General features: G+C 65.8%; 22 protein-coding genes and 1 other RNA gene. 8 read left to right on the forward strand and 15 right to left on the reverse strand.

What is annotated here, in order from left to right; all coding sequences use genetic code 11:
* The 4 genes from QW868_RS06485 to QW868_RS06500 form a co-directional block, all read right to left on the reverse strand.
* Entirely contained in the window at nucleotides 1-1,515 is a 1,515-nt protein-coding gene (locus QW868_RS06485) for a tripartite tricarboxylate transporter permease (RefSeq protein ID WP_315736871.1), read from the reverse strand.
* Nucleotides 1,516-1,522: 7 nt separating this feature from the next.
* Nucleotides 1,523-2,302 carry a tripartite tricarboxylate transporter TctB family protein gene (locus QW868_RS06490; RefSeq protein ID WP_315755142.1) on the reverse strand — a complete coding sequence of 260 codons (780 nt, stop codon included), beginning with the start codon at nucleotides 2,300-2,302 and terminating at the stop codon, nucleotides 1,523-1,525.
* A 97-nt stretch (nucleotides 2,303-2,399) separates the two neighbouring features.
* Nucleotides 2,400-2,933, reverse strand: a complete 534-nt coding sequence (locus QW868_RS06495) for a chromate transporter (protein WP_315713367.1) — start codon at nucleotides 2,931-2,933, stop codon at nucleotides 2,400-2,402.
* On the reverse strand, nucleotides 2,930-3,526 hold the full coding sequence (locus QW868_RS06500; RefSeq protein ID WP_315811304.1) for a chromate transporter: 597 nt from the start codon (nucleotides 3,524-3,526) through the stop codon (nucleotides 2,930-2,932). The genes QW868_RS06495 and QW868_RS06500 overlap by 4 nt, the downstream gene beginning before the upstream one ends.
* A gap of 95 nt (nucleotides 3,527-3,621) precedes the next feature.
* Here QW868_RS06500 and ssrA point away from each other — a divergent pair.
* The 7 genes from ssrA (at nucleotide 3,622) to feoB (ending at nucleotide 9,299) form a co-directional block, all read left to right on the forward strand.
* Nucleotides 3,622-3,976, forward strand: a transfer-messenger RNA (tmRNA) gene (gene ssrA, locus QW868_RS06505).
* Nucleotides 3,977-4,255: 279 nt separating this feature from the next.
* On the forward strand, nucleotides 4,256-4,786 hold the full coding sequence (locus QW868_RS06510; RefSeq protein ID WP_315778714.1) for an SspB family protein: 531 nt from the start codon (nucleotides 4,256-4,258) through the stop codon (nucleotides 4,784-4,786).
* A gap of 96 nt (nucleotides 4,787-4,882) precedes the next feature.
* Nucleotides 4,883-6,307: a class II fumarate hydratase gene (gene fumC / locus QW868_RS06515; protein WP_316230161.1), complete on the forward strand. Its 1,425-nt coding sequence runs from the start codon at nucleotides 4,883-4,885 to the stop codon at nucleotides 6,305-6,307.
* 238 nt (nucleotides 6,308-6,545) lie between these two features.
* Nucleotides 6,546-6,731, forward strand: coding sequence for a DUF4169 family protein (locus QW868_RS06520; RefSeq protein WP_316230162.1), 186 nt, complete (start codon nucleotides 6,546-6,548; stop codon nucleotides 6,729-6,731).
* Nucleotides 6,731-7,018, forward strand: a complete 288-nt coding sequence (locus tag QW868_RS06525) for a ribbon-helix-helix domain-containing protein (RefSeq protein ID WP_316230163.1) — start codon at nucleotides 6,731-6,733, stop codon at nucleotides 7,016-7,018. Before QW868_RS06520 ends, QW868_RS06525 begins: the two co-directional genes overlap by 1 nt.
* 107 nt (nucleotides 7,019-7,125) lie before the next feature.
* On the forward strand, nucleotides 7,126-7,401 hold the full coding sequence (locus QW868_RS06530; protein ID WP_315713372.1) for a ferrous iron transport protein A: 276 nt from the start codon (nucleotides 7,126-7,128) through the stop codon (nucleotides 7,399-7,401).
* 20 nt (nucleotides 7,402-7,421) lie between these two features.
* Nucleotides 7,422-9,299 carry a ferrous iron transport protein B gene (feoB, locus tag QW868_RS06535; protein WP_315736861.1) on the forward strand — a complete coding sequence of 626 codons (1,878 nt, stop codon included), beginning with the start codon at nucleotides 7,422-7,424 and terminating at the stop codon, nucleotides 9,297-9,299.
* Between the two features lie 16 nt (nucleotides 9,300-9,315).
* Here the strand turns inward: feoB and QW868_RS06540 are convergent, their stop codons facing one another.
* Complete coding sequence (locus QW868_RS06540) at nucleotides 9,316-10,104, reverse strand: NAD(P)H-dependent oxidoreductase (RefSeq protein WP_315736860.1); 789 nt, start codon at nucleotides 10,102-10,104, stop codon at nucleotides 9,316-9,318.
* Nucleotides 10,105-10,193: 89 nt separating this feature from the next.
* On the opposite strand from QW868_RS06540, the gene QW868_RS06545 reads away from it, so the two are divergent.
* Nucleotides 10,194-11,117 (forward strand): LysR family transcriptional regulator, encoded by a 924-nt coding sequence (locus QW868_RS06545; RefSeq protein ID WP_316178641.1) that lies wholly within the window; start codon nucleotides 10,194-10,196, stop codon nucleotides 11,115-11,117.
* Nucleotide 11,118: 1 nt separating this feature from the next.
* Here QW868_RS06545 and QW868_RS06550 read toward each other — a convergent pair whose 3' ends face one another.
* The 10 genes from QW868_RS06550 to QW868_RS06595 form a co-directional block, all read right to left on the reverse strand.
* The gene (locus tag QW868_RS06550) at nucleotides 11,119-12,990 is read right to left on the reverse strand and encodes a bifunctional sugar phosphate isomerase/epimerase/4-hydroxyphenylpyruvate dioxygenase family protein (RefSeq protein WP_316230164.1); all 1,872 of its coding nucleotides are present in this window, start codon (nucleotides 12,988-12,990) and stop codon (nucleotides 11,119-11,121) included.
* Nucleotides 12,987-13,724, reverse strand: coding sequence for an ABC transporter ATP-binding protein (locus QW868_RS06555; RefSeq protein ID WP_315778722.1), 738 nt, complete (start codon nucleotides 13,722-13,724; stop codon nucleotides 12,987-12,989). The genes QW868_RS06550 and QW868_RS06555 overlap by 4 nt, the downstream gene beginning before the upstream one ends.
* An 11-nt stretch (nucleotides 13,725-13,735) precedes the next feature.
* On the reverse strand, nucleotides 13,736-14,479 hold the full coding sequence (locus QW868_RS06560; protein ID WP_316178636.1) for an ABC transporter ATP-binding protein: 744 nt from the start codon (nucleotides 14,477-14,479) through the stop codon (nucleotides 13,736-13,738).
* Nucleotides 14,476-15,474, reverse strand: coding sequence for a branched-chain amino acid ABC transporter permease (locus QW868_RS06565; protein WP_316230165.1), 999 nt, complete (start codon nucleotides 15,472-15,474; stop codon nucleotides 14,476-14,478). The genes QW868_RS06560 and QW868_RS06565 overlap by 4 nt, the downstream gene beginning before the upstream one ends.
* Nucleotides 15,471-16,346: a branched-chain amino acid ABC transporter permease gene (locus QW868_RS06570; protein ID WP_315755128.1), complete on the reverse strand. Its 876-nt coding sequence runs from the start codon at nucleotides 16,344-16,346 to the stop codon at nucleotides 15,471-15,473. The genes QW868_RS06565 and QW868_RS06570 overlap by 4 nt, the downstream gene beginning before the upstream one ends.
* Nucleotides 16,347-16,417: 71 nt before the next feature.
* Nucleotides 16,418-17,557, reverse strand: a complete 1,140-nt coding sequence (locus QW868_RS06575) for an ABC transporter substrate-binding protein (protein ID WP_316230166.1) — start codon at nucleotides 17,555-17,557, stop codon at nucleotides 16,418-16,420.
* Between the two features lie 79 nt (nucleotides 17,558-17,636).
* The gene (locus QW868_RS06580) at nucleotides 17,637-18,518 is read right to left on the reverse strand and encodes a shikimate dehydrogenase (protein ID WP_316230208.1); all 882 of its coding nucleotides are present in this window, start codon (nucleotides 18,516-18,518) and stop codon (nucleotides 17,637-17,639) included.
* Nucleotides 18,519-18,639: 121 nt separating this feature from the next.
* On the reverse strand, nucleotides 18,640-19,581 hold the full coding sequence (locus QW868_RS06585; RefSeq protein ID WP_315713383.1) for a LysR family transcriptional regulator: 942 nt from the start codon (nucleotides 19,579-19,581) through the stop codon (nucleotides 18,640-18,642).
* 31 nt (nucleotides 19,582-19,612) lie between these two features.
* Nucleotides 19,613-23,380 carry an AsmA-like C-terminal region-containing protein gene (locus tag QW868_RS06590; RefSeq protein WP_316230167.1) on the reverse strand — a complete coding sequence of 1,256 codons (3,768 nt, stop codon included), beginning with the start codon at nucleotides 23,378-23,380 and terminating at the stop codon, nucleotides 19,613-19,615.
* A 169-nt stretch (nucleotides 23,381-23,549) separates the two neighbouring features.
* Nucleotides 23,550-24,782 (reverse strand): cytochrome P450, encoded by a 1,233-nt coding sequence (locus QW868_RS06595; protein WP_315796327.1) that lies wholly within the window; start codon nucleotides 24,780-24,782, stop codon nucleotides 23,550-23,552.
* Nucleotides 24,783-24,807 lie beyond the last annotated feature (25 nt).

The raw sequence follows: 24,807 nt of genomic DNA on the forward strand, positions 1-24,807 counted from the left end.
TCAGCCTTCGCTTTCCACGAAAACCTCGTCGCGCTTGCGGCGCAGCGTCGGCAGCACCGCCAGCACCAGCAGCCCCGCGGCAATCGCGAGCAGCACGGCGGACAGCGGCCGCGTCAGGAACACCGACCAGTCGCCGCGCGAGATCAACAGCGCGCGGCGCAGGTTCTCCTCCATCAGCGGCCCCAGCACCATGCCGAGCAGCAGCGGCGCCGGCTCGAAATCATGCTTGATCAGCCAGTAGCCGACGAGGCCGAACGCACCCGCCAGGACGACGTCGACCGGCGCGTTGTTGACGGAGTAGATCCCGATCGCGCAGAAGATCACGATCGACGGGAACATCAGCCGGTACGGCACGCGCAAGAGCCGCACCCAGATGCCGACCAGCGGCAGGTTGATGATGATTAGCATGAGATTGCCGATCCACATCGAGGCGATCATGCCCCAGACCAGGTCGGGCTGCTTCTGCATCACCTGCGGGCCCGGCACGATGCCGTGGATGGTCATCGCGCCGACCATCAGCGCCATGACCGCATTCGGCGGAATGCCGAGCGTCAGCAGTGGAATGAAGGAGGTCTGGGCCGCCGCATTGTTGGCGCTCTCCGGCGCCGCGACGCCCTCGATCGCACCGCGACCGAACCGCGACGGATCTCGCGCGAGCTTCTTCTCCAGCGTATAGGCCGCGAACGAGGCGATCACCGCACCGCCGCCCGGCAGGATGCCGAGGATCGAGCCGAGCACCGTGCCGCGCAGGATCGCCGGCGTGGAGTCTTTCAGATCCTTCCGGGTCGGCATCAGGCCGGTGATCTTCTTCTGCACGAGGTCGCGGTCCATCTCCGCGCCGGCATCGAGATTGCGGATGATCTCGGCAAAGCCGAACACGCCCATCGCGACGGTGGCAAAGCCCAGGCCGTCGGCGAGCTCGGGAATATTGAAGGCCATGCGCGAGACGCCGGTCTCGATGTCCGAGCCGACCATCGACAGCAGCAGGCCGAGCACGATCATTGCGATCGCCTTCAGCACCGAGCCCTTCGCCAGCACGACTGCGAAGATCAGGCCCAGCACCATCAGCGAGAAATACTCGGCTGGGCCGAACGCCAGCGCGAGCCTGGTCAACGGCGCGCCGAGGATCGCAATCAGCACGGTGGCAACGCAGCCGGCAAAGAATGAGCCGATCGCGGCGATCGCCAGCGCCGGACCGGCACGGCCCTGCTTCGCCATCTGGAAGCCGTCGAGCGCGGTTACCACCGACGTCGCCTCGCCAGGAATGTTCACCAGGATCGACGTCGTCGAGCCGCCATACTGGGCGCCGTAGTAGATGCCAGCCAGCATGATCAGCGCGCCGACCGGCGGCAGGCCGAAGGTGATCGGCAGCAACATCGCGACGGTGGCGATGGTCCCGATGCCCGGGAGAACGCCGACCAGCGTGCCGACCAGCGCGCCGATCAGGCACATCAGCAGATTGATCGGCGACAACGCGACGGCGAAACCGTGGGCGAGATTAGCAAACAGATCCATCACGCCCTCACTGCAAAAGGAAACGCGGCAACAGCGGCATCGGCAACCCCAGCACGTAGGGGAACAGCAGCGCGCAGCCACCGGTCAGGCAGATGCCGACGATCAGGGCCTCGCGCCAGCGCGTCTCGGGGCTGCCGATCGCCGCGATCAGGAAGCTTGCAAGCCCCGTGACCAATAGTCCGAGCGGGCGAATGGAGACGGCGAAGGTCAGGATCGCGAGCGAGACGAACAGCGGTCCGCGCCAGTGATAGGTCGCAAGCTGCGCGCCTTCACTCACGACGCCGATCACGGCCACGGCAGCTCCGAGCCCCAGCAGCAGCAGACCGAACATCCGCGGCGCAGTTCCGGCACCGAACGAGAAGCCGCGCATGCCCTGCAGATCGCTGGAGGCCCACAACGCGAACAGCGCGATCGCCATCAGCACGACACCACCGAAATAGTCCTGCGGCGCGCGTGGACGTACCATGAATGTGAACACCGCGACCGCGATCAGCGGATAGGTGTAGATGAGAGCCAGCAGAACATCGGAAGACAGCGATGTCTTGCCGCTTGCGGCATATTGCTGCGCCAGGCTCGGGATCGCAATTGACAAGGCCGACGCATGGGCCGCAATGACCTGCAGCGGACCGCGTCCGGATAGTGGCGCCACGAGACCAGCCAAGGCGATCAGCAGTTCGATGATCTGTGGCGCGAAGGCAAGGACCAGAATGATCGATGCGCCGGTCGCGCTGCGGGCAGCCGGCATGCCCGCCGTTTCGCCCGACAATTGGCCCGTGGTCTCGGCCATGCCTCGCCCTCCCCGATCGGCCTTGATGGCCGGCACTGTTTTCGTTCGGCGGCCCGGAGCAAACCGGTCGCGCTTCTATTTTGCCTAGCGACTTTCCCTAGAGAAGGCCAGCAAAACCAAGACAGCCGCCCGCGGCGAGCAGCCAGAGCGGATTGAGTCGCGTCATAGATGCAACGACTGCGGCAAGGACCGTCAGCGCGAACGCCCGCCACGTCTGGTCGGAAGCCTGACCGAGAATCCATGCGCTCGCCGCCATCAAGCCGATCGACAGCGGCACCAGCGTCGCCTGCAGCATGGCGGGCCAGCGCGCATCCCGCGCATTCGAGAGCCAGCGGCTGACAAAATAGGAGAGCACGGCGGTGGGACCGCACATCGCGATCGTCGCGACCGCCGCACCTGCCACGCCTGCGACCGAATAGCCGATCAGGGTGACGATCAGAACGTTGGGCCCGGGCGACAATTGCGAGAGTGCGAACAGATCGGCGAACTGTTTGTCCGTCATCCAGTGCCGGGCCTCGACTGCAACACGTTGCAGTTCGGGAATCGCCGCCACTGCTCCGCCAACCGCAAACAGCGAGATCAACGCAAAGGTCCAGAACAGCTGGAACAGCGGATTGTCGTCCCCGCTCATCGTGCCCACCGCGTCTTGGCATAGGTGACGGCTAGGCTGAGCGGCACGGCCACCAGCAGAACCTCCTGAAGTGGCAGGCGCGCCAACCCGATCGCCACGAACACGCCGGCCACGACGACGAGGCCCGCCAGGTCGCTCTTCTTCAGGAGCGGCGAGATCATGCGAAACACCACCGACGCCAGCAGGCCCACGGCCACGCAGGACACGCCAGCAAGCCCCCGTCGCCACGTGTCGGCTTGTCCAAAATGACCGTAGATGGCGCCGAGAGAGGTGATCAGCAGCACCGGGGGCCCGAGCAGGCCGGCAAAGGCAGCGAGCGCGCCGGGGACACCGCGCAACCGCGCGCCGAACACCACGGAGAAATTCACGATGTTGGGTCCGGGCAGGAAATGGCAGAGCGCGAAGGTCGCGTTGAACTCCTCCGCCGTCATCCAGCGATGCTCATCGACGATTGCACGCCTGGCGAACACCAGCACGCCCCCAAAGCCCGACAGCGACATTTTCGCGAATGCGAAGAAGAGCGTGCGAAGGTTGGGCGGGTGTTTGGCGATGTCGGCCGCGGGAGAGGCAACCAGCGCAACTTCGGAAGGCATGCCGCACTGTAGGAGGACAAAAACCAGAATGCCAAGGTTGAACCAGAGGGTTCCCGGCAGCCGCCCACATTTTTGTCGCGTGCCGCGGCGTTTCGGCCCTGTGCATCCGCCGGCCGGGGGCCTATATAGAACCTGCCGGCTTGCCGGCTATGGAAATAAATCGCCGTCGAAATAAACCATTCGGACCCGGGGGCGGTACCCGGCGCCTCCACCAAAGCCCATCGACAGATGGGTTTTGGCGGGGGCGAAATAGGATCGACGAGGGCGTAAAGGGCGAGCTTTTTCCCGGTATTGTTCCGCCGTTATCGGGCTACTGCAATAGTTGCCAACGACAACTTTGCTCCGGTTGCTCAGGCTGCGTAACGCAGTTTGAAAGACCACCTTAAAGTCCTAACGGGTTAAGCTCCGTTAGGCGGGGTTCGGAGGCACCTGGCAACAGAAGCCTCCACTTTCACGTTCCTCCGCTTTAACCTGTCTCCGCTTTAACCCATCTCCGCTTCAGGGCCGTGCTGTCCCCAGCTTTTTGGCGCGGCTTCGATTCATTCCTTCGTTGACCGGACTTCCGCCAGCTTCTACCCGTTCCCATATCTGGCGATCGACCGGCATGGCTGCTGACCTCAGCGCCGATGCCGGGTACGATGTGATTGACGCGAGTCGGGAATGCTGCTGCCTTGCCGGGCGCGGCCGCCCGAAGCGTCGGGCGCAGCCCTACACGACACAGGACCGATCATGGCGACGGATCATATTCGATACGATGTGCTGGCGCGCGACGCGTTGCGCGGGGTGCTGCGCCGGGTGCTGAGCGACGCTGCCGCCCATGGACTCCCAGGCGAGCATCATTTCTTCATCACATTCGTGTCCAAGGCCGAGGGCGTGAAGCTGTCGCCGCGGCTGCTGGCGCAATATCCGGAGGAGATGACGATCATCCTGCAACACCAGTTCTGGGATCTGGTGGTTTCGGAGGATCGGTTCGAAGTCGGCCTGTCGTTCGGCGGCATCCCTGAGCGCCTCGTGGTGCCGTTCCACGCCATCAAGAGCTTCTTCGATCCGTCCGTACAATTCGGACTGCAGTTCGAGCCGTCGGAGGCGATTGCCGAGACGCCGGCCGCGCCGAAACTGCCGGCCGCGCCGGCGCCATCGGCCATTGCCGGTCCGTTGCCTGCGACGCCGGCCGAAGCCGGCGACGACAAGCCGCTGCCGCCGGCCACGCCAGGAGAAGGCGCCGAAGTCGTGCGTCTGGACCGTTTCCGCAAGAAGTAGGCGCATTCGCCCCGCGCGGAACGACGGTCGGATCACTAGATTGAAGCATGCTCGAACCGGTCGACGCCGGTTCGCAACCAATGACGGGCATGCTTCATGGCACATTCAGCTAGTTCATCATCGCACGGATCGACGCGCACGGAGACCGACAGCTTCGGCCCGATCGAGGTCGCCGCCGACCGCTATTGGGGCGCGCAGACCGAGCGCAGCCGGCAGAATTTCCGCATCGGCCACGACCGCATGCCAATCGGCATCGTGCGCGCGCTCGCGCTCGTGAAGATGGCCGCGGCGCAGACCAATCGCGAGCTCGGACTGCTCGAGCCGCGCATGGCGGACGCCATCGTCCAAGCGGCGCAGGAGGTCATCGACGGCAAGCTCGACGACCACTTTCCGCTGGTCGTCTGGCAGACCGGCTCGGGCACCCAGAGCAACATGAACCTCAACGAGGTGATCGCCAATCGCGCCAGCGAACTGCTCGGGGGCGAACGCGGGACCAAGAAGCCCGTACATCCGAACGATCACGTCAACATGAGCCAGTCGTCCAACGACTCCTTCCCCACCGCGATGCACATCGCCGCGGCACGGGCGATCTCGGGCCATCTGGTGCCGGCGCTGTCGGAGCTGCTGGCGGCGTTGCGCGCCAAGCAGGACGCGTTCGCGGACATCGTCAAGATCGGCCGCACCCACACCCAGGACGCCACGCCGCTCACGCTTGGCCAGGAGTTCTCCGGCTACGCCGCGCAGGTCGAGAGCGCGATCGCAAGAATCGAGACGGCGGCGCGAGATCTCTTGCCGCTGGCCCAAGGCGGCACCGCCGTGGGCACCGGCCTGAACGCGGATCCGAAATTCGCGAAGCTGTTCGCCAAGCATGTTGCCGACATCACCGGCTGGCCCTTCACCAGCGCCGCCAACAAATTCGAAGCGCTCGCGTCCAACGACGCCTATGTGTACGTACATGGCGCGCTCAACGCGGCGGCCACCGGCCTGTTCAAGATCGCGAACGACATCCGCTTTCTCGGATCGGGCCCCCGCTCGGGATTGGGGGAATTGATCCTGCCGGAGAACGAGCCCGGCTCCTCGATCATGCCGGGCAAGGTGAATCCGACGCAGTGCGAAGCACTCACGATGGTGTGCTGCCAGGTGTTCGGCAATCACACGGCGATCACCATGGCCGGCAGCCAGGGGCATTTCGAACTGAACGTCTACAAGCCATTGCTCGCACATTGCATGATGCAGTCCGTACAATTACTAGGTGATTCAGCTCGTTCATTCAGCGAACATTGCGTGACGGGAATTCGCGCCGACGAGAATCGGATTCGAGAGCTGATGCAGCGCTCGCTGATGCTGGTGACGGCGCTTGCGCCGAAGATCGGCTACGACAATGCGGCCAAGGTCGCCAAATCAGCGCATCAGCACGGCACGACGCTGAAAGATGAAGCTTTAAGGCTCGGTTTCGTGTCTGAGGACGAATTCGACCGCCTCGTGCAACCCGAGAAGATGACGAGGCCCGGACGACCCTGACGGTAGTCCCGTAGTACTACGGGGGGTGATGCAATTCTCGCCGTTAACCCCTAAAGGATACTCTCGACTACAAGTTCTGCTGCGTTTGGTGAGTAAACAAATCCCGCTCGCAACGACGCGACTGGCCCTCGAACTATCAGGGAGCGATGACGTGATTGTCTGGAGAACGCCTGGGCTCATCCGCGCAATGCGCATGCTCTCGTCACGACGTTCGATGGCTTAGATGATTGGAGCAAGCATGGGTGATGTCATCAACTTGAAACGTTCCAGAAAGCGCGTGGAGCGCGATGAAGCAGCGAAGGTCGCCGAAAGCAACCGCGCTCGCTTCGGCAGGACGAAGTCCGAACGCGCAAATGACGCGCAACGCGACAAGCGCGCGAACGAATTACTCGATCAACATCGTATCAATGGCGAGGACGCGTGATGAAGTCGCCCGTCGTAAAACGTTCAATCGTGGTTGCTGGCCACAAGACCAGCGTCAGCCTCGAAGAGGCCTTCTGGAACGGCATGAAGGAGATTTCGGGTCTCCGTAACATGACCCTGTCCGAGCTGGTCGGAGAGATCGACAACAATCGCCAGCAGGGCAACCTGTCCTCGGCGATCCGGCTGTTCGTGCTCGACCACTTCAAGAGCCGCGCCGCAGCTTCTTCCGGCCTCGAGCCGAAGACGGCGGTGGACGCCCGGCACACGGCAGCCGCCGCGGCTCCTTGAGGCAGATCAGACGGCGGTCCGCCCGGCCTGTTTAAAATCGCTCTAAGATGCAGCGGCATTTAACATGCCGCGCTTGACCTCTTGGCACGCGATTGAAAATACAGGCTATGAGCGAAATCTGCGATACAAGGCCGCCTCAGCCGCTCGGTCTCGCCCGGCGAGGCTATACCGGAACAATCCAGCATCTGGCTGCGGGCGGCGCGAGCTCGTCCCTGCCGGACGTCGAATTGGAGAGCCGGCTGATCGAACTGGGCTTCGTCGAGGGCGCCCGGGTCGAAATTCTGCATGAGGGGATCGTCGGGCGCGATCCGATCGCCGTGCGTGTCGACAACATCACCGTCGCGGTCCGCCGGCGCGAGGCCATGGCCGTCATCGTGGCATAGGCCGCGCGGAAAGCGTCGTCATGGAAAGCCCTCTGCTGCATCTGGCCCTGGTGGGTACGCCCAACAGCGGCAAGACCTCACTGTTCAACGCGCTGACGGGAAGCCGCCAGAAGGTCGCGAACTATCCTGGGGTCACGGTCGAGCGCAAAGAGGGCGCATTCGTCACCCCGCAGGGCCGCCAGGTCTCGCTGGTCGACCTGCCCGGCACCTATTCCTTGCGCGGTCGCAGCCCTGACGAGGAAATCACCAGGGATTTCGTGCTGGGACGTGCCACCGGCGAGGTCCTGCCCGATCTGGTGTTGTGCGTCGCCGACTCCACCAACCTCAGGTTGACGATCCGGCTGCTGCTCGAGCTCAAGAGCACCGGCCGGCCGCTGGCGCTCGTGCTCAACATGTTCGACATCGCCAAGCGGCGCGGCGTCACGGTCGACGTCCCCGCCCTGTCGCTAGCGCTGGGCGTGCCGGTGGTGACGTCGATCGCCGTGCGGAAGGGCGGCACCGACGACCTGCTGCGGCTGACCGACGAGCTCCTCGCCCGGGCGGCCGCGGCCACCGGAGAGCGCGCCAACACCTGGCGTCCTCTCACGGTCCCGGAGCTGCGCGCCACCCAGCGCGAGGCCGACCGTATCATCGCGGAGACGGTCAGCTTGCCCGAGCGGCCCGATACCTGGACTGCCCGGATCGATGCCATCGCGCTGCATCCGGTCGGCGGTCTGCTGATCCTGCTGGCGATCCTGTTCGTGATGTTTCAGGGGGTGTTCGCCTGGGCCCAGCCGCTGATGCAGGTGTTGTCGGCGGCCTTCGATGCGCTCGGCCAGCTCGTTCACGACGAGCTTCCCGAAGGCCTGCTGCAGAGCTTCCTGCAGAACGGCGTGATCTCCGGCGTCGGCAGCGTCATCGTGTTCCTGCCGCAGATCATCATCATCTTCCTGTTCATCCTGCTCTTGGAAGATTTCGGCTACATGGCGCGCGCCGCATTCCTGATGGACCGCATCATGGGCGGCGCCGGGCTGCATGGCCGCGCCTTCATCCCGCTGCTCTCGAGCTTTGCCTGCGCCATTCCCGGCATCATGGCGACGCGCGTGATCGATAACCGCCGCGACCGGCTCACCACGATCCTGATCGCGCCGCTGATGACCTGCTCGGCGCGGATCCCGGTCTATACGCTGATCATCTCGGCCTTCATCCCGCCGACCAAGGTGTGGGGCCTGGTCAACCTGCAGGGCCTGGTGATGTTCGGGCTCTACGCCGCCGGGATCATCAGCGCGCTGCTGGTGTCGTTCCTGGTGAAGTTCTTCCTGATGCGCGACTACCAGCCGGCGCCGTTCATGCTGGAGCTGCCGGACTACAAGATGCCGCGGTTGCGCAGCATCGCGATCGGCGTCTACACCCGCGCCAAGATGTTCTTGCAGCGCGCCGGCACCACGATCTTCGCGATGATGGTGCTGATCTGGTTCCTGGCGTCGTTCCCGCAGCCGCCGGAGGGCGCGACCGAGCCCGCGATCAATTACAGCCTCGCGGCGATGATCGGCCAGGCGATCGCCCCTCTGCTCTCGCCGGTCGGCTTCAACTGGCAGATCGCGGTGGCGCTGGTGCCCGGCATGGCCGCCCGCGAAGTCGCAGTCGCCGCGCTCGGCACCGTCTATGCGATCGAGGGCGGCAAGGAGGCCGCCGAGCAGATCGGACAGGTGCTGGCCAGCAAATGGAGCCTCGCCACAGCGCTGGCGCTGCTCGCCTGGTACATTTTCGCCCCGCAATGCGCCTCGACGCTCGCCGTCATCCGCCGAGAAACCGGCAGCTGGCGCTGGATGGCCGTCACCTTCTTCTACATGTTCGCGCTCGCCTATGCGGCCGCGTTCGCGACCTACCACATTGCGGTCGCGATGGGCGCGGGCTGAGCCCGCGCCCTCCGCGTCAGCGCGCGACGTCGACATGCAGCGCGAAGCCGCGCGCGTCCGGCGCGCCGAGCTCGGGACGAAGCTGCATCGACGGGATCAGATAGTCGCCGTGGTTCTGCCGCCGGTACGGGGTCGGCTGATCCGTGAACAGCGTCCGCATGCGCTCGCGCAGCCGCTCGGCGATCGCGGCAAAGCCGGCATCATCGAGCCGGTTGACCCGGTGCGCCACGAACGCCGGCAGCACGTCGAAGCCGGGATAGAACAGGATGCCGTGGTTGATCGGAAACAGGAGATCGTCGATCGGCCCGTTGATGCCGCGCGCCGAATAATGCTCCTCCCAGCCGCCGGTGGTCACGACCAGCATCGCGCGCTTGCCGGCAAACACACCCTCACCATAGCGGTTGCCCCAGCGCTTGTCGCTGTGCTCGCCGACGCCATAGGTGAAGCCATAGGAATACACCCGATCGACCCAGCCCTTGAGGATCGCCGGCATCGTGAACCACCACAGCGGAAACTGCAGGACCACCGCGTCGGCCCAGAGCAGCTTGTCCTGCTCGGCCCTGACGTCCTCGGTCAAGGTGTGGGTCTTGAAGGCCTCGCCAGACGCGGTGGCGACGTTCAGAGGCCCGTCCGGCGGCAAGAGCGGGAAGTCGGCGCGGTCGGTGGCCGACTTCCAGCCCATCGCGTAGAGATCTGAGACCCGGATCTCGTGGCCCTGGGCCTTGAGCTCGGCGACGGCGACCTCGCGCAGGGCGCCGTTCAGCGAGCGGGGTTCGGGATGGGCGAAGACGAGCAGCACGTTCATGGCTTGGATCCTTTGCTGGAACAGCCGGAACATAGACGCGCGCCAACTTATCCACTATATGGCGTATATCGATAATATTATGCTGTTTTATGGATAAATCAGACATCAGCCTCATCAACATGCGCAGCTTCGTCCGGGTCGCCGAGCGCGGCAACCTGTCGGCCGTGGCGCGCGAGCTCGGGCTGGGCCAGTCCACCATCTCGCGTCACCTTCAGGAATTGGAGGATGCGATCGGCGTGCCGCTGCTCAGCCGCACCACCCGGCGCGTCACCCTGACCGACGAAGGCAGCCGCTACTACACGAACTGCGTCCAGATCCTGCGGCTTATCGAACAGGCCGGCGACGAGGCGCGCGGTGCGCGCGGCGCTGCCAGCGGCATCATCCGGATTTCCTGCACGGCGGCCTTCGGCATCCTGCATGTCGCGCGGCTGGTCTTCGCGTTTCAGGATCTCTATCCGGACATCGCGATCGATCTCAATTTGACCGACGAGCGCATCGACCTCGTGCGGGAGGGTGTCGACATCGCGCTGCGTCTCGCTCCGCTCACCGACAGTTCTCTGAAGCTGCGGTCGCTCGGCCACTCGCACCGGCTGCTGGTCGCTTCTCCCGACTACCTCGCGAGACGCGGCACGCCGCGCACGCCGCAGGAACTGATCGGGCATGACGGCATTCGCATGACCAACGTCGCGGGCAGCGAGTCGCTCGTCGTCATGGGACCCGATGAAGAACGCCATGAGGTGCCGTTCAGAGGCTGCTTCCGCACCAATCACGGACTCGCGGTTCGAGAGGCCGTGCTGTCCGGGCGCGGTATCGGCGGGAGCCATGCGTGGCTGGTCGACGATCTCATCGCGGCTGGCAGGCTGACGGTCATCCTGCCCGACCACCGTCTGCCATCGACTCCCCTCAACATGCTGATCGTCCCGGAGCGCGCCGGCATCGCGCGCGTGCGGCTGCTGATCGACTATCTCGCCGAGGAGATCGTCCGCCTGCCCGGCATCCGGCCCGAGCCCTGAGCTACAGCCGCGGCATCGCGTCCGGCCGCACCTCGCGCGCTTGCGCGGCCAGCCGGATCGCGGCATTGGCCGCACCGAAGCCCTGATAGTTGCGCCGCTGCACGATCTCGAAGAAGAAGCGCTCCTCGAAGATATGGGTGTAGACCTGGAAGAACTCGGCGTCGCCGTCGCGGTCGTACAGGATCTCGTTGGCACGGAGCGCTGCGATCGTCTCGGGCGCAAGATCATACTTGGCTTCGAGATCGTCGTAGTAGTTATCGGGAATGTCGAGGAAGCCGGCGCCGCGGGCGCGCATCTCGGCCACGGCGGCAAAAATGTCGTCGCAGGAGAACGCGATGTGCTGGACGCCGGAACCGAAGAACTCGGAGATGAAACGCGAAGATAAGGTGCGCGTCGCCGAGGAGCCGTTGAGGATGAAGCGCAGGCTGCGATCGCCGTTGACGATCGCCTGGCTCTGCACGAGGCCTCGGGGGTCGGCGATCTCCATCTGTGGCAGCCGCGAGAAGTCGATGATCCCGGCATAGAACAGCAGCCAGGACAGCATCTCTTCATACGGCATCGACTGGGCGATGTGATCGACTGCGGCGAGACGGTCGGTGCTCTTGTCGCTGGCGACAGCTTCGAAATCGACGTCCCAGTGCCGCCCGTGCGTATCCAGGAAGTACAACAGGCTGCCGCCGACGCCGTGGATCGCCGGAATTTCCAGTTCCCCCGGCCCGACCGGCTGCGTGAAGGTGCGCGTCTTCAAGGACTGCGCCCGCGCCATGGCACGAGCGGCGCTGTCGACGTCCAACGCCAACGCGCAGACGCCTGCCCCGTGCGTGACGTAATGCGAATGCGCAAAGCTGGCCGGCTCGCAGTTGATCACCAGCTCGATTGCGCCCTGGGACCAGCGCTGCACCGCCTTGCTGCGATGACGCCCCGTCTTGCGGAAGCCAAGCTGCCCGAACAGTTTCGCCAGAGACTCCGCTTTGTCCTCGCTGACCGCGAATTCCACGAAGCCGATGCCGTGGCTCCTGACCCGAGGCTCGAAGCGCGGCTCCGGCTGGGCGGGCATCTTTCCGGCGAGGTCATCCTGCAACAGCAGCAGCGAGCGCATGCCGTCGAGCGCGGTGCGCGGCGCCGAGCCGGCGCGGAACTGATCGTTGAAGATCTCCAGCGACAGCGGCCCGGCATAGCCGGTCGCGGCGACCGCCTCCATGAACGCCCCGACCGGCAGATCGCCTTGCCCGGGAAAGCTGCGGAAATGCCGGCTCCAGGACAGCACATCCAGTTCGAGCTTCGGCGCATCGGCGAGTTGCACCAGAAAGATCTTGTCGGCCGGAATGGCGCGGATCGCGTTGGTCGGCAGCGACGGTGCGAGCGCATGGAAACTGTCGAGGATGACGCCGATGGCTTTGTGATCGGCGCGGCGCACGATCTCCCAGGCATCGCGATAGTCATGCACGTGACGGCCCCAGGCCAGCGCCTCATAGCCGACACGCAGGCCACGCTTCGCGGCGCGCTCGCCGAGCTCGTGGAAATCGGCGGCGGCGCGGTCGATGCCGCCGAGCGAGTCCGGCGACACGCTGCTGCAGATCAGCAGCAGATCCGTGCCCAGCTCCTGCATCAGGTCGAACTTGCGCTCGGCGCGGATGAAGTTGCGCGCGCGCTGCGGCTCCGGCATGCCCTCGAAATCGCGGAACGGCTGATAGGCGCAGATCGCAAGGCCGAGGTCGCGGCACATCTGCCCGATCTCGCGCGGCCGCATCCCGAACGCGACCAGATCGTTTTCGAATATCTCGACCGTATCAAAGCCGGCGGCAGCGATCGCCTTGAGCTTCTCGTCGAGCGCGCCAGAGATGGAGACGGTTGCGATCGAGCGCTGGTTCATGCCGCCGTCTCCTCCATCGCGCCGCCCAGGAACAGCTGGCCGATGCGCGGATCGGCCAGCACGCGATCGGCCTTGTCGATGATGCGGGTACGGCCGAGCTCGAGCACGATGCCGTAGTCGGAGATCTCCAGCGCCGAGCGCGCATTCTGCTCGATCAGGAGCACCGAGACGCCGCGGTCGCGCAATTGTTTCAGCATGTCGAAGGTCTGCTGCACCATCAAGGGCGACAGGCCAATCGAGGGCTCGTCGATCAGCACCAGCTGCGGCTCGAGAAGCAGCCCGCGCGCGATCTCGAGCTGCTTCTGCTCGCCGCCCGACAGGGTCGAGGCCTGACGATCCGCCTTCTTGCGCAGCACGGGAAAGACATCGAGCGCCGCCTCGACGCGGGCGGTCAGATCGAGATCGCGCGAAGCGGCGACGCCGCCAAGCTCGATGTTGTGACGCACCGACAGCTCGCCGAAGATGTTGCGGCCCTGCGGGATGTAGCAGATGCCGGCGCCGAGCAGCGCGCGCTGGCTCAAGCCGGTGACGTCGCGGCCCTTGAAGACCACCTTGCCTTCGCGCAGCTTGAGCAGGCCGAAGATCGCCTTGAACACGGTCGACTTGCCGGCGCCGTTCGGACCGATGACGGTGGTGATCGAGCCCGCCGGCACCGAGAAGGTGGTGCCGTTGAGGATCGTCATCTTGCCGTAGCCGCCGACGAGGTTCTGGACATCGAGAATGGGATCGCTCATCGCCGGCTCCCTCAGTGTCCGAGATAGGCTTCGATCACGGCCGGGTTGGCCCTGATCTCGTCGGGTTTGCCGATCGCAAGCACCTTGCCTTCCGCCATCACCATCACGCGCGAGCACAGCGACATCACGAACTCCATGTTGTGCTCGATCACGACGAAGGTGGCGCGGCGCTCGCGATTGATCGCGATCAGCCGCTCCTTGAGGTCGCCCAGCATGGTCGGGTTGACGCCGCCTGCAGGCTCGTCGAGCAGCACCAGCCGCGGGCCGCCCATGAAGGCCATCGCGGCATCGAGCAACTTCTGCTGACCATAGGACAAGCCACCGGCCGGCTCGTTGGCGAGGTGCTCTAGCTTGAAGAAGCCGATCATCTGATCGGCGGTCGTGGTCAGGCCGGCATCCGACGGACCGAACAGGCGCGACAGCATGCTGCCGCGATGCTCCTGTCCCGCAAGGATTAGATTGTCGCGCACCGAGAGTTTCGGGAACACCTGCAGCAACTGAAACGTGCGGCTGACGCCGAGCCGGTTCAGCTCCGCCGGACGCTGCCCAGTGACGAGCTTGCCGTCGACCCTGACCTCGCCCGCGCTCGGCACCAGCTGGCCGAGAATGCAGTTGAACAAGGTCGACTTGCCGCAACCATTGGGGCCGATGAGACCGAGGATCTCGCCCTCATGCACGTCGAAGCTGACGCCATCGACTGCGGTGATGCCGCCAAAGCTCTTCTTCACGTCGCGAACGTCGAGGACTGCGGTCATCGCGCGGCCTCCAGCTTGGATTGAGCCGCGGCCCGCAGCGCGGATGCTGCCTGGGTCCGGCGTGAGCTGAGATAGCGGTCGAGAATGCCGAGGATGCCGGTGGGCGAGTAGATCAGCAGCAGGATGACCGCCACGGCATAGAGCATCAAATAGTAGCCCTCGGCGAAGCGCAGCCACTCCGGCAGCAGCACCGCGATCATGGCACCCAGGAACGGCCCGAGCATGAAGCCCGAGCCGCCGACGATCACCATCATCAGGAGGTCGAGCGAAAGCTGCAGGTTGAACGGCACCGGGTCGACATATTGCGTCAGCGGCGCATAGAGCACGCCGGCAATGCCGCCGAGCACCGAGCCGATCGCGAACGCCATCAGCGTGTAGCGTCGGGTGTCGATGCCGAGCGATTGCGCCCGGATCGGATTTTCGCGCAGCGCCATGAAGGCGCGACCCCAGGGCGAGCGGATCAGCCACCACATCGCGAGCGTCACGAGGCCGAGGGAGCCGAGACAGAGATAGTAGAACGGCAGCGGCTTGCGGGTCGGGTAGCCGAAGATCTCGGGGCGCGGAATGTTGCTGATTCCGTAGATCCCGTTGGTGAGCCAGCTCTCGTTACGGAACACGAGGAACGCCAGCGTCGAAAACGCGAGCGTGACGAAGGCGAGGTAGTGATGCTGCACGCGCAGCGCCGGATAGCCGAGGAGCCAACCGACGATGAAGCAGATCACGATGACGAGGCCGAGCGCGGCAATCAGCGGCCAGCCATGCGTGGTCAGGATCGCCGCCCCATAGGCGCCAATGCCGACGAAGGCGCCCTGCGCCAGCGACACCTGCCCGGCGTAGCCAAGCGTGAGGTTCAATCCCATCGCGGCGATGGTCATCACGGCCCACTGGCTCAGGATGTACAGGCCGTAGCGGTTGAAGTTCATCGGGACGATGATCAGGCCCGCGATGATGACGAGACCGAGCGCGACGAGAAGCAGTTTGCTGTGCTTGCTCATACCGTACGCTCCTCGGCGCGTCCGAGCAGGCCCTGCGGCCGGAACAGGATGACAAGGATCAGCAGAACCATCGGAACGGCGGCACGATACTGCGTGGAGACGTAGGCCGCGGCGAGGTTGTCGACGACGCCGATCAGGAGACCGCCGGCAATGGCGCCGCGCACCTGGTTGAAGCCGCCGACAATGGCGGCGATAAACGCGGCCTGCCCGAGCACCTCACCGCTGGAAAACTTCGCGAGATAGATCGGCGTGATCAGCAGCGAGGCCAGCGCGACCAGCACGGCATTGATCAGGAAGGTCAGGAGGATCATACGCTCGACGGGCACGCCGATGATGCGCGCGACCGTCGGGTTCTGTGCTGCCGCCTGCATCTGATGGCCGAGCGAGGTGCGGTTCAACAGCGTGGTCAATCCGACGACCGCGAGGATCGCGACTGCGAGCACGCCGAGGCTCTGCAGCGAAATCGCCCGGCCCAGGACGGTGACGTCACCTACCGGCACGATCGAAGGGAAAGGCGAGGCCTCGGCGCTGAAGAACTGCTTCACCGCCTCCTTGATCCCGACCGCCAGCGCCATGGTGGCGATCGCCAGCGGCAGCACGCCATGCCGCAGCATCGGATCGACCAGCAACATCTTGAAGGCGAGACCGAGCAGCAGTGCCGACAACAGGATGCCGACGAGAACCGCGAGCCAGAACGGCGCGCCGAGATGCATCACCGCGAGCATCAGGAAGGCCGGCAGCATCACGAACTCGCCCTGGGCGAAGTTGATGGTCTGCGAGGTCTGCCACAGCAAGGTGAAGCCGACGGCAACGAGCGCGTAGATGGCACCGGTGGCGAGACCCGCCACGATCAGGTCGAGCAGATTGGACATGGTTTCCCCGTTAGCCTTTGGGTGACGGCAGCGCTGGCATCCCCACCAGCGCCGCCAATCGACCATCCACCTCAGTTCAGCTTCGGTAGCACCTGCTTCACGACCTGCTTGCCTTCGACCACCTCGACCAGGAAGCCCTGGCGATCGATGTCGCCGTTCTGATCGAAGGTCACGTCCATCAGGACGTTCGGCTCAGCCGAGGTCTTGATGGTCAGGCCGTGCAGCGTGTCGGCGAAGGCCTTGGAATCCACCTTGCCCATCTTCTCGGTCGTGGCCTTGACCATGTAGATCGCGAGATAGCCCTTGAGGCCGTTGTGATCCGGCACGTAGTTGTACTTCTTCACGAAGCGGTCGCGGAACGCCTTGATGGCCTCGATCGGTGCGTCGGTGGTGAGACCGACATGGCCGCGGGCGCCGTTGGCGGCATCGCCGGCGAGCTCGATCACCTTCTGGCCGACCAGCGTGGTCTCGCCGATCAGCGGCGCGGTCACGCCCTGGCGCTTGATCTCCTTGAGGATGCGCGCGCTCTCTTCCTCGTTGACATAGATGAAGACCGCATCCGGCGCCGCCGCCTTGATCTTGCTGACGTCGGCGGCGAAGTCGGCCTGGCCGGCTTCGGTCGAGAGGTCGGCCGCGACCTTGATGCCGAGACGGTTGAACTCCTTGGTGATGACGTCGCGACCGCCGCGGCCGAAATCATTGTTGACCCAGACCACCGCGACCGACTTCGCCTTCAGCTCATCGTTGATGTACTTCGCGACCTTCGGCATCGACGATTGCTGGCCGAACGAGGTGCGGAACAGGAACTTGTTGCCGGCCTGCGTGAGCTCGGCCGCTTCGCCGCCCATGATCTGGGTGATGCCGGCCTCGGCCGCGAGCGGCGCCGTCACCTTCACCGAGCCGGAATAGCCGGGCCCGAGCAGCACGTAGGGCTCGCCATCGAGCGCCTTCTGCACCTGCGCACGCGCAACGCCGGGGTTCGACTGCGAGTCGGCATGGCTGACCTCGATCTTGCGGCCGAGGATGCCGCCCTTGGCGTTGACCTCCTCGACGGCGAGGTCGATGCCGTTCTTCCAGTTGTTGCCGACGGTCGCGCCGCCGCCGGAGAGCTCGGCGACATCGGCGATCTTGATGGGGGCGCCGGACTGCGCGTAGGCGGCTCCGGACAGCAGCACGGCCGAGCACAGGCCAGCCAGGATGATTGATCTCACGTTGTTTCCTCCTCTGCTTTAAACGCTTGTTTGCGTTTCTTGCTTGAACGACTAGTCCGGCGCGTATTGGCCGGTTTGCTCAGGCGGCGTCAACCGCCGGATATCTCTCCGCCATGTGGTTGTCGAACGCCGCCCCCATCGCCTCGGTCGAGGGTGCGAGACCGGTGAACAGCTCGAACGCGTCGGCGGCCTGGTAGATCGCGAGCTCGCGGCCGAGCAGGACGTGGGCGCCCCGGGCCTTGGCGGCTTTCAGGAGTGGCGTCCACAGCGGCGAATAGACGGCGTCCGCGACCCAGAGATCGGCGCGCAGCGAGTGTTCCGGCACCGGCGTACCGCGGTTCGGCAGCATCCCGATCGGTGTGCCGTTGACGACGCCCACCACCCCCTGCAGCGCCTCTTCGACGCTATCGGCCACCGTGATGGATTTGCCGCCCGGAAGCAGGTTCGCCAGCTTCTCCGCACGCGCGCGCTCGGTGTCGTAGATGTGCAAGCCTGCGACGTCGAGGTTCGCAAGCGCGAACGCAATCGCTTTACCAACCCCGCCGGCCCCAATCAGCGCCACGACGCCGCGACCGGTCCGGCTGACCAGCGGCGCCACTGCCCGCTCGAAGCCGGTGGTATCGGTATTGTGGCCGATCAGCCGGCCATCGCGCACGACGACGGTATTGACGGCGCCCATCGCCGCCGCCTTCGGCGCGAGTTCGTCGAGCAGCTCGACCACAGCTTCCTTGTAGGGATAGGTCACATTGACCCCGGCAAAGCCGAGCCGGCGCACGCCTTCAAGCAGCGTCGCCAGACCCGCGCGATCGGCACCGGCCACCTCGATCAGCTGGTAATGGCAGCGCATGCCGAGCGCCGCCGCGGCATATTCGTGCATCGCGGGAGACGCCGAATGCGCGATCGGCGCACCGATCAAGCCGGTCAGGAATTTGCGGGCTTTGAGCGCGGAAAGATCGGGCACGTTCGCTTTTGTCTCTTGCTGCTGTGACGTGCGAGCGTCGCACGCGCGGATTTCGATGCAGACGATAGCGCGTTCGCTCGCTAACACAATTACTCAAATATCGGCTGAACCTAACATCATGTTATTTTTTGCCGCCGCCGGATTTCGCCGGTTTGGCCACCTGACGTCGGCCGGGCTCCAGCGCGCGCATCTCCGCGCGCAGGCAGTCGATGAAGTGTTCGGCGTAGAGCGACAGCGGCGTGCCGCGCTTGACGGCGATGTAGGTGTCGAACCGCGTGGGCTCGGCAATCTTGATCAACTCGATGCCGGGATAGCCGCCATGCGCGACCGTGAACTGGTCGATCACCGCGATGCCGAGCCCGGCCTTCACCAGCGCGCAGACCGTGGTGCCGAAGCGCGCCTTGATCGAGATGTTGTAGCTGAGTTTGTTGCGCGCGAAGATCTCCGCCATGATCCGGCCGTAGGGGTCGTTGGGATCGATGCCGATCAGCGGATAGCGCGTCATCTCGGCAGCCGACACCTGCTTGCGGCCGGCGAGCTCGTGTCCCGGCGGCACGATGCAGAACAATTCGCCTGAGGCCAGCGGCAGGAATTCGAGCCCGGAATGATCGAGTCGGTAGCTCATCGCCACGCACTCGCCCTTGCCCAGCATCAGATAGTCGATCGCTTCCTCGATCTTGAGAATGTTGATGTCGATGCCGAGATCGGGATAGCGGCGGCGGACGCGCTCGATCGCGCGCGGCACCATCACCTGGGAAATGCTGGGCACCGAGCCGACGCGCAACTCCGAGAGCGCGCCGCGGCCGATGTTGGAGATGATGTAGCTGAGATCGTCGACCTTCTCATAGACGCTGTTGATCTGCTCGAAGATGTTCTGCGCCTCGGGGGTCGGGAAATAGCGGCCGTTCTGGCGCTGGAAGAAACGGATGCCGAGCGAGCGCTCGGTGTATTTCACCAGACGGCTGACGCCCGGTGCCGACACCTTCAGCAGGCGCGCGGCGCCGTTGATGGTGCCCGTCACCATGACCGCGCGGATGACCTCGACCTGTCGCAACGTCATCATCGGCGCGGTCCCCGCACGCCGTCAGCCGGCATCATGGACTGCCCGGCGGCGTCAGCACGACCGGCGGACGCGGCACGGGCCTGGGGCGCGGCGGCAGCGCACCCGGCGCGGGCTTGATCTCGACCGGCGGCGGCAAGGGCGCGACCTGCGGCTGGCTCGATGCCACCGGTGCCGCCGGCTGAGGCGCGGGAGCGGAGAGCGGCTGGGTCAGCGGCGGCACGACGGCGCGGGGGCCGCCGAGCTTGGCGCGCGGCTCACGCCGCGGATCACGCCCGGGCAGCGGCACGTCGGCCGCACTCGGCGCGGCCGGGCCAGCCTCGGGTGGACCGGGCAGCGACGCGGTGGACGACGGATAGGCCGGCGGCACCTCGCCGCGCGCGATCGCATCCAGACGCCGCGTTTCGCGATCGATCGCACGCACCGCGAGCCACGACGACAGCGAGGTGACGTCGACCGCGCGCGTCAGCGCCCCGGACGTGCCGATCACGAACAGCTGGATCTCGGGACGGCTGTTGGCGTTGCCGACGGTGTTCGCGCTCAGGCTGGCGCGAATGTCGGCCTGGTCGGCAGGAATGTCGAAGCCACCGGACACGACGGCGCGGGCGCCCTGCGCTTCGAGCGTGGTGGCGCCGACACGCAGCCTGCCATCGCGGATGATGAAGGGGATCTGAGCAGACGCGACCGGCAACGTCCCCGATGTCAGCACCGGCTCGATCACCTGCCGCAACTTGCCGTCGTCGCTCACCTGGCCTGCGTCGGCCGCGCGCAACGCCGCATCGAACGCCCGCGGGTCGAGATTGGGGAGCGCCGCATTGTCGAGCGTCACCGTGCCATTGCCCGAGAGCGCGTTGACCAGTGCCTGCACGCTGCGCCCTTCGGCGGCGAGCGTCATCTGCGCCGAAACCTTGCCGGCCGGCATCTTCAGGCTGTGATAGCGCAGCGCGTTGCCGTCGATGCCGGCGAGCTCGACGCGGCCGTTCAGGACGAGACCATTCGCGTTGGAGCGCGCATCGACGGTCGCGGTGACGTCGCCGCCGCCGAGCTTGCCCTTGACGTTCTCGATGGTCAGCGACTGGCCGTCGCTCTTGATGGCGCCACCCAGCGGACGCAGATCCGTGCCGTTCAGAATGGCGCCGCTGAGGGCCTGGAACGAGACCCGCCCGCGCCATCCCTTCAAGAGACCTGCGCCGAGAGGCTCGGCCTGCTCACGCCCGGCTGCGCCGACCAGCACCGAGAACACTTGCGGCACGTCGAGCGCGTCCAGCCCGAGCTCACCATCGATCTGCTTGTCCTCGTCGAGCACCAGGGCGAGCCGGCCGCGCAGCCGCGATCCACCGACCGTGCTGTCGATGTCGTCGAGCGTCACGCGATTGTTGGAAAGACCGAGACGGCAGAACAGGCGGATGTTCTGCGCCGCCGGATCCTGCGGCTTCAATCCGAACAACGGCGACAGATTGGCGCTGCGCAGGCGCAGATTGACGTTGGCCTTGGCGGTGTCCCCCCAGGGATCGACGGAGCCTTGCGCATCGCCATCGAGCCCGGCGCCGGACAGCTTCGCATTCACCCGCAGCGGCGTGCGCCAGCTGCCGGTCACGCTGGCGTCGAACTGGGCCGGACCGTTGCCGGCCGCCGCGACGCGATCGAGCCCGAGCAGCGCCAGCACGACATTGCCCTGCTCGGCCGCGACGCGGCTCTCGATCCCAAGCTCGGTTCGATCGATCGCGTCGACCTCGAAGCTGCGCAGCGCCGCCGCCGACGGTTTGGCCGTCAGCGTCGCCGAGCCCTTGAGTTGCGGCGCATCGAGATCGAGCACCGCCTTGGCCTGGCTGCGGTCGGCATTGGCAGGATCCTTGGCGAGATCGAGCGTGAGCTTCAACCGGGCAGCGCCGGCAGGCGTGCCGAGTGCATCGAAGCGCGCGGCGATCTGCGGCGCGAACGGCTGCACCAGCGCCGTGATCTCCTTGAGCGAGCCGGCCATCGAGGTCACGACCAGCCGCCCGGTCGCGTCGGCGCGATCGAAACGGCCGGAGCCCTCGCTCGTCACGCCGCCGCTCTGGCCAAACTTGATCTGGTCGATGGCGATGGTCTTGGGATCGTAGGAAAAGCGCGCGGTGAGCGGACGCAGCTCCTGGCCGCTGAGCTTGGCGCGGCCGACGTCGAGCGCCACGGTGGCCTCGGCGGGCCACTCGCCGGTGACGCCGACCAGCGACCGGGTCACGGCCATCGCCGCGTCGAGGTCGAGCCGGTCGCCCTTCAGCACCGCTTCGAAACGCGAGCCCGGCCCGGCCGACCGGTTGACGAGAGCGACGCGTCCATCGACGGAGCCGCCGTCGATATCGGCCTTGAGGCTGTCGATCGCGATCCGCTCCGGCGCCACGTTGAGGTCGCCGCGCAGCCGCAGCGGACGCTGGGTGCGGTAGCTGCTGTCGCTGCGGCCCTGCAGCCAGGCCACCAGCGTATCGGGCTCCGACGATTCGAGATCGAGCGCGCCGGTGAAGCCCGATGTCACCGAGGTCGAGATGCCGATGGTCCGGAAGGTCAGCCGCGTCGAACCGGGCGCGCGCAGATCGACCTTCTCGAGGCTCCATGCCGACGGCTCGTTGTGCAGGTCGGCGGTGAAGTTCTGCACCGGGCGGCCGGAGAGCATGATCTGCTCGGTCGCGAACTGCACGTTGGCCGGCATCGGCAAGGTCGGCAGTTGTGCAATCCAGTTGCGCAGCGCCGGCAGCACCAGCGCGGGCGCAATCGCCCGCCGGTCCTTGACGTCGTCACCGCCGGCCAGGAGCTTGTCGGCATCGAGCTGGCGTGCGGACAGTGAGGCTTTCAGCACGGGGGCGGCGCCGAAACGGACGTCGCCGCTGCCCGCGAATTTCAGTGAGCGATCCTCCTGGCCGAAGCTGACCTCGATCTGGTCGAGCTTGGCCGTCGCCTGGTCGCCGACGATCTTGGTGGCGATGCGCCAAGGCGTCGCGCCGGCCTGGTTCAGCGGACGGGTCTTGGCCTGTTGGACCTGCTTTGCGGACGGCTCCTTCGCAGACTGGGCGGGCTTGTCGTTGTCGGCGCCCTGCTCTTTCGGGGGCGACGACAGCGTCAGCGCGCCCTCGAACTTCGGCGAGCGGTTGGGAAAGCTGATGAGGCCTTCGATGTCGGCCATCACGGGACGCTCGCCCGGGTCGATGTTGAGGTGGACGCGCAGGCCGTTGGAGTCCTTGTCCTGGCTCGACGACACCCGGAACGGGTAGCGGCCGCCGCGGATCGACACGGCGCCGTCGCCGCGCAGGGAGCCAGCCAGCGAGCGCACGTCGCCGGAGAAGACGATGTCGGTCAGCTCCAGCGTCGAGCGGCTGGCTGCGTCGTGCAGGGCGACGCGGCCGGTGAGATTGAACCGGTCGATCGCGAGCGCGGCCAGATTGAAGCGGCCGGAGGCAGCCGGCAGGTCGACCAGGCCCTTGGCATCGAGGCCGAGATCGGCGGCCATGCCGCCGATGGTGAGTTCGTTCGCCCGCCATTCCCCGCGCATCAGATCGCCAAGGCTGAACTCGACGTCAAGCTTGTCGGCGCGCAGCTTGCCGAGGTGGTTGGCGCCGCCGAACGTGACCTGGCGCAGCCTTAAGGTCGGCGTCGGTAACAGCCGTGCATCCAGCGCACCGGCGACCCGCACGGGCACACCGATGACCTGGCTCGCCTCGGCCTCGAACTGCGGCCGGAACTGGTTCCAGTCGACGAAGTACGGGCCGATCAGCGCAGCAAGGAGCGCAAGGATGAAGGCAATCGCCAAGCCGAGCAGGGTCGTCTGCACGGGGTCTCCCTCAAAGGACAACGCTCCGGTGTCCCAACCTTAAAACCAATGCGGCCGCGGCCCACTGGCATCGATACCGGAGCGCTGCATCATATAGGATTAAGTATGGCGAAGTCACAGCGCTGTCGGTCTTTCCGGGGGCGTTGCACAACTCCGTTAACGAAGATGGTTACCAGTGGGCCGGCAGCCGCTTGAGGCCGCGCAGCACGAAGGTCGGCCGCCATTCGGGGTTGTCCGGATCGTCCAGCTTCAGCTCCGGCAGCCGCCGCAGCAGGGTTCCGATCGCGATCTCGGCCTCGATCCGGGCAAGCTGCGCGCCCAGGCAATGGTGGATGCCGCCGCCGAACGACAGCGGCTTCACGTTTGGCCTGGTGATATCGAGCTGTTCCGGATTGTCCGGATACACGGCGGGATCGCGGTTGGCCGAGCCGAGCAGGCACAGCACGCTCTCGCCCGCAGGAATCCGCCGGCCGCCGAGATCCTCGATATCCTCGAGCGCGACCCGCCCGGTGAGCTGCACCGAGGAATCGTAGCGCAGGAACTCCTCGATCGCGTTCGTGATCAGCTCCGGCCGCGCCTTCAAGAGCGCCAGCTGCTCCGGGTTGCGGTGCAGTGCCAGCAGGCCGTTGCCGATCAGGTTGACCGTGGTCTCGTGCCCCGCGCCGAACAGCAGGATGATGTTGGCGGTGAGCTCCTCATGGCTGAGCTTGGCGCCATCCTCCTCGGCCTGCAGCAGCTGCGTCGTCAGGTCGTCGCCGGGATGTTTCCGGCGCAACTCGAACAGGTGCTGGAAATACGCCTTGGACACGGCGTTGCCGGCATTGCCCTCGGCGATCTCGGCCTTCGACAGCGGCACCGGCTCGAGCAGCCGGCCGCCCTCGCGCGAGCTCTTGTAGAACGCCTCGCGATGCTCCTCGGGAATGCCGAGCATGTCGCAGATCACGGTGACGGGCAGCTTGAACGCGAAGTCCTCGATCAGGTCCATCCGGCCCTGCGGGATCACCTGATCGAGCGTGCGGTCGACGATCTCCTGGATGCGCGGCCGCATGTCCTCGACGCGCCGCGCGGTGAACGCCTTCACGACCAGGCCGCGCAACCGGGTGTGGTCCGGCGGGTCCTGCTGCAGCATCCAATGCCGCATGCTCTGGAACACCGGCTCCTGCATGATGTCGGGACCGTAGCGCCGGATCGAACGCGCGACGAAGTCCTTGCCGAAGCGCTTGTCGCGCAGCACCAGGCTCGATTCCGCGTGCCGGCTGGCGAGGAACGCGCCGAACGGCGTCACATGCATCGGATCGTTGTCGCGCAGTTGCGCATAGAAGGGATAGGGGTCGCGGATGAACTCCGGCGACAGCGGATTGAACAGCGGCGCAGCCTTGGCGGCCTGGACATGCTCGTTCATGTGGTCCCTCCCTTGGATTGGCCGA

It is taken from the genome of Bradyrhizobium sp. SZCCHNR1051 (assembly GCF_032489615.1).
Lineage (GTDB): Bacteria > Pseudomonadota > Alphaproteobacteria > Rhizobiales > Xanthobacteraceae > Bradyrhizobium.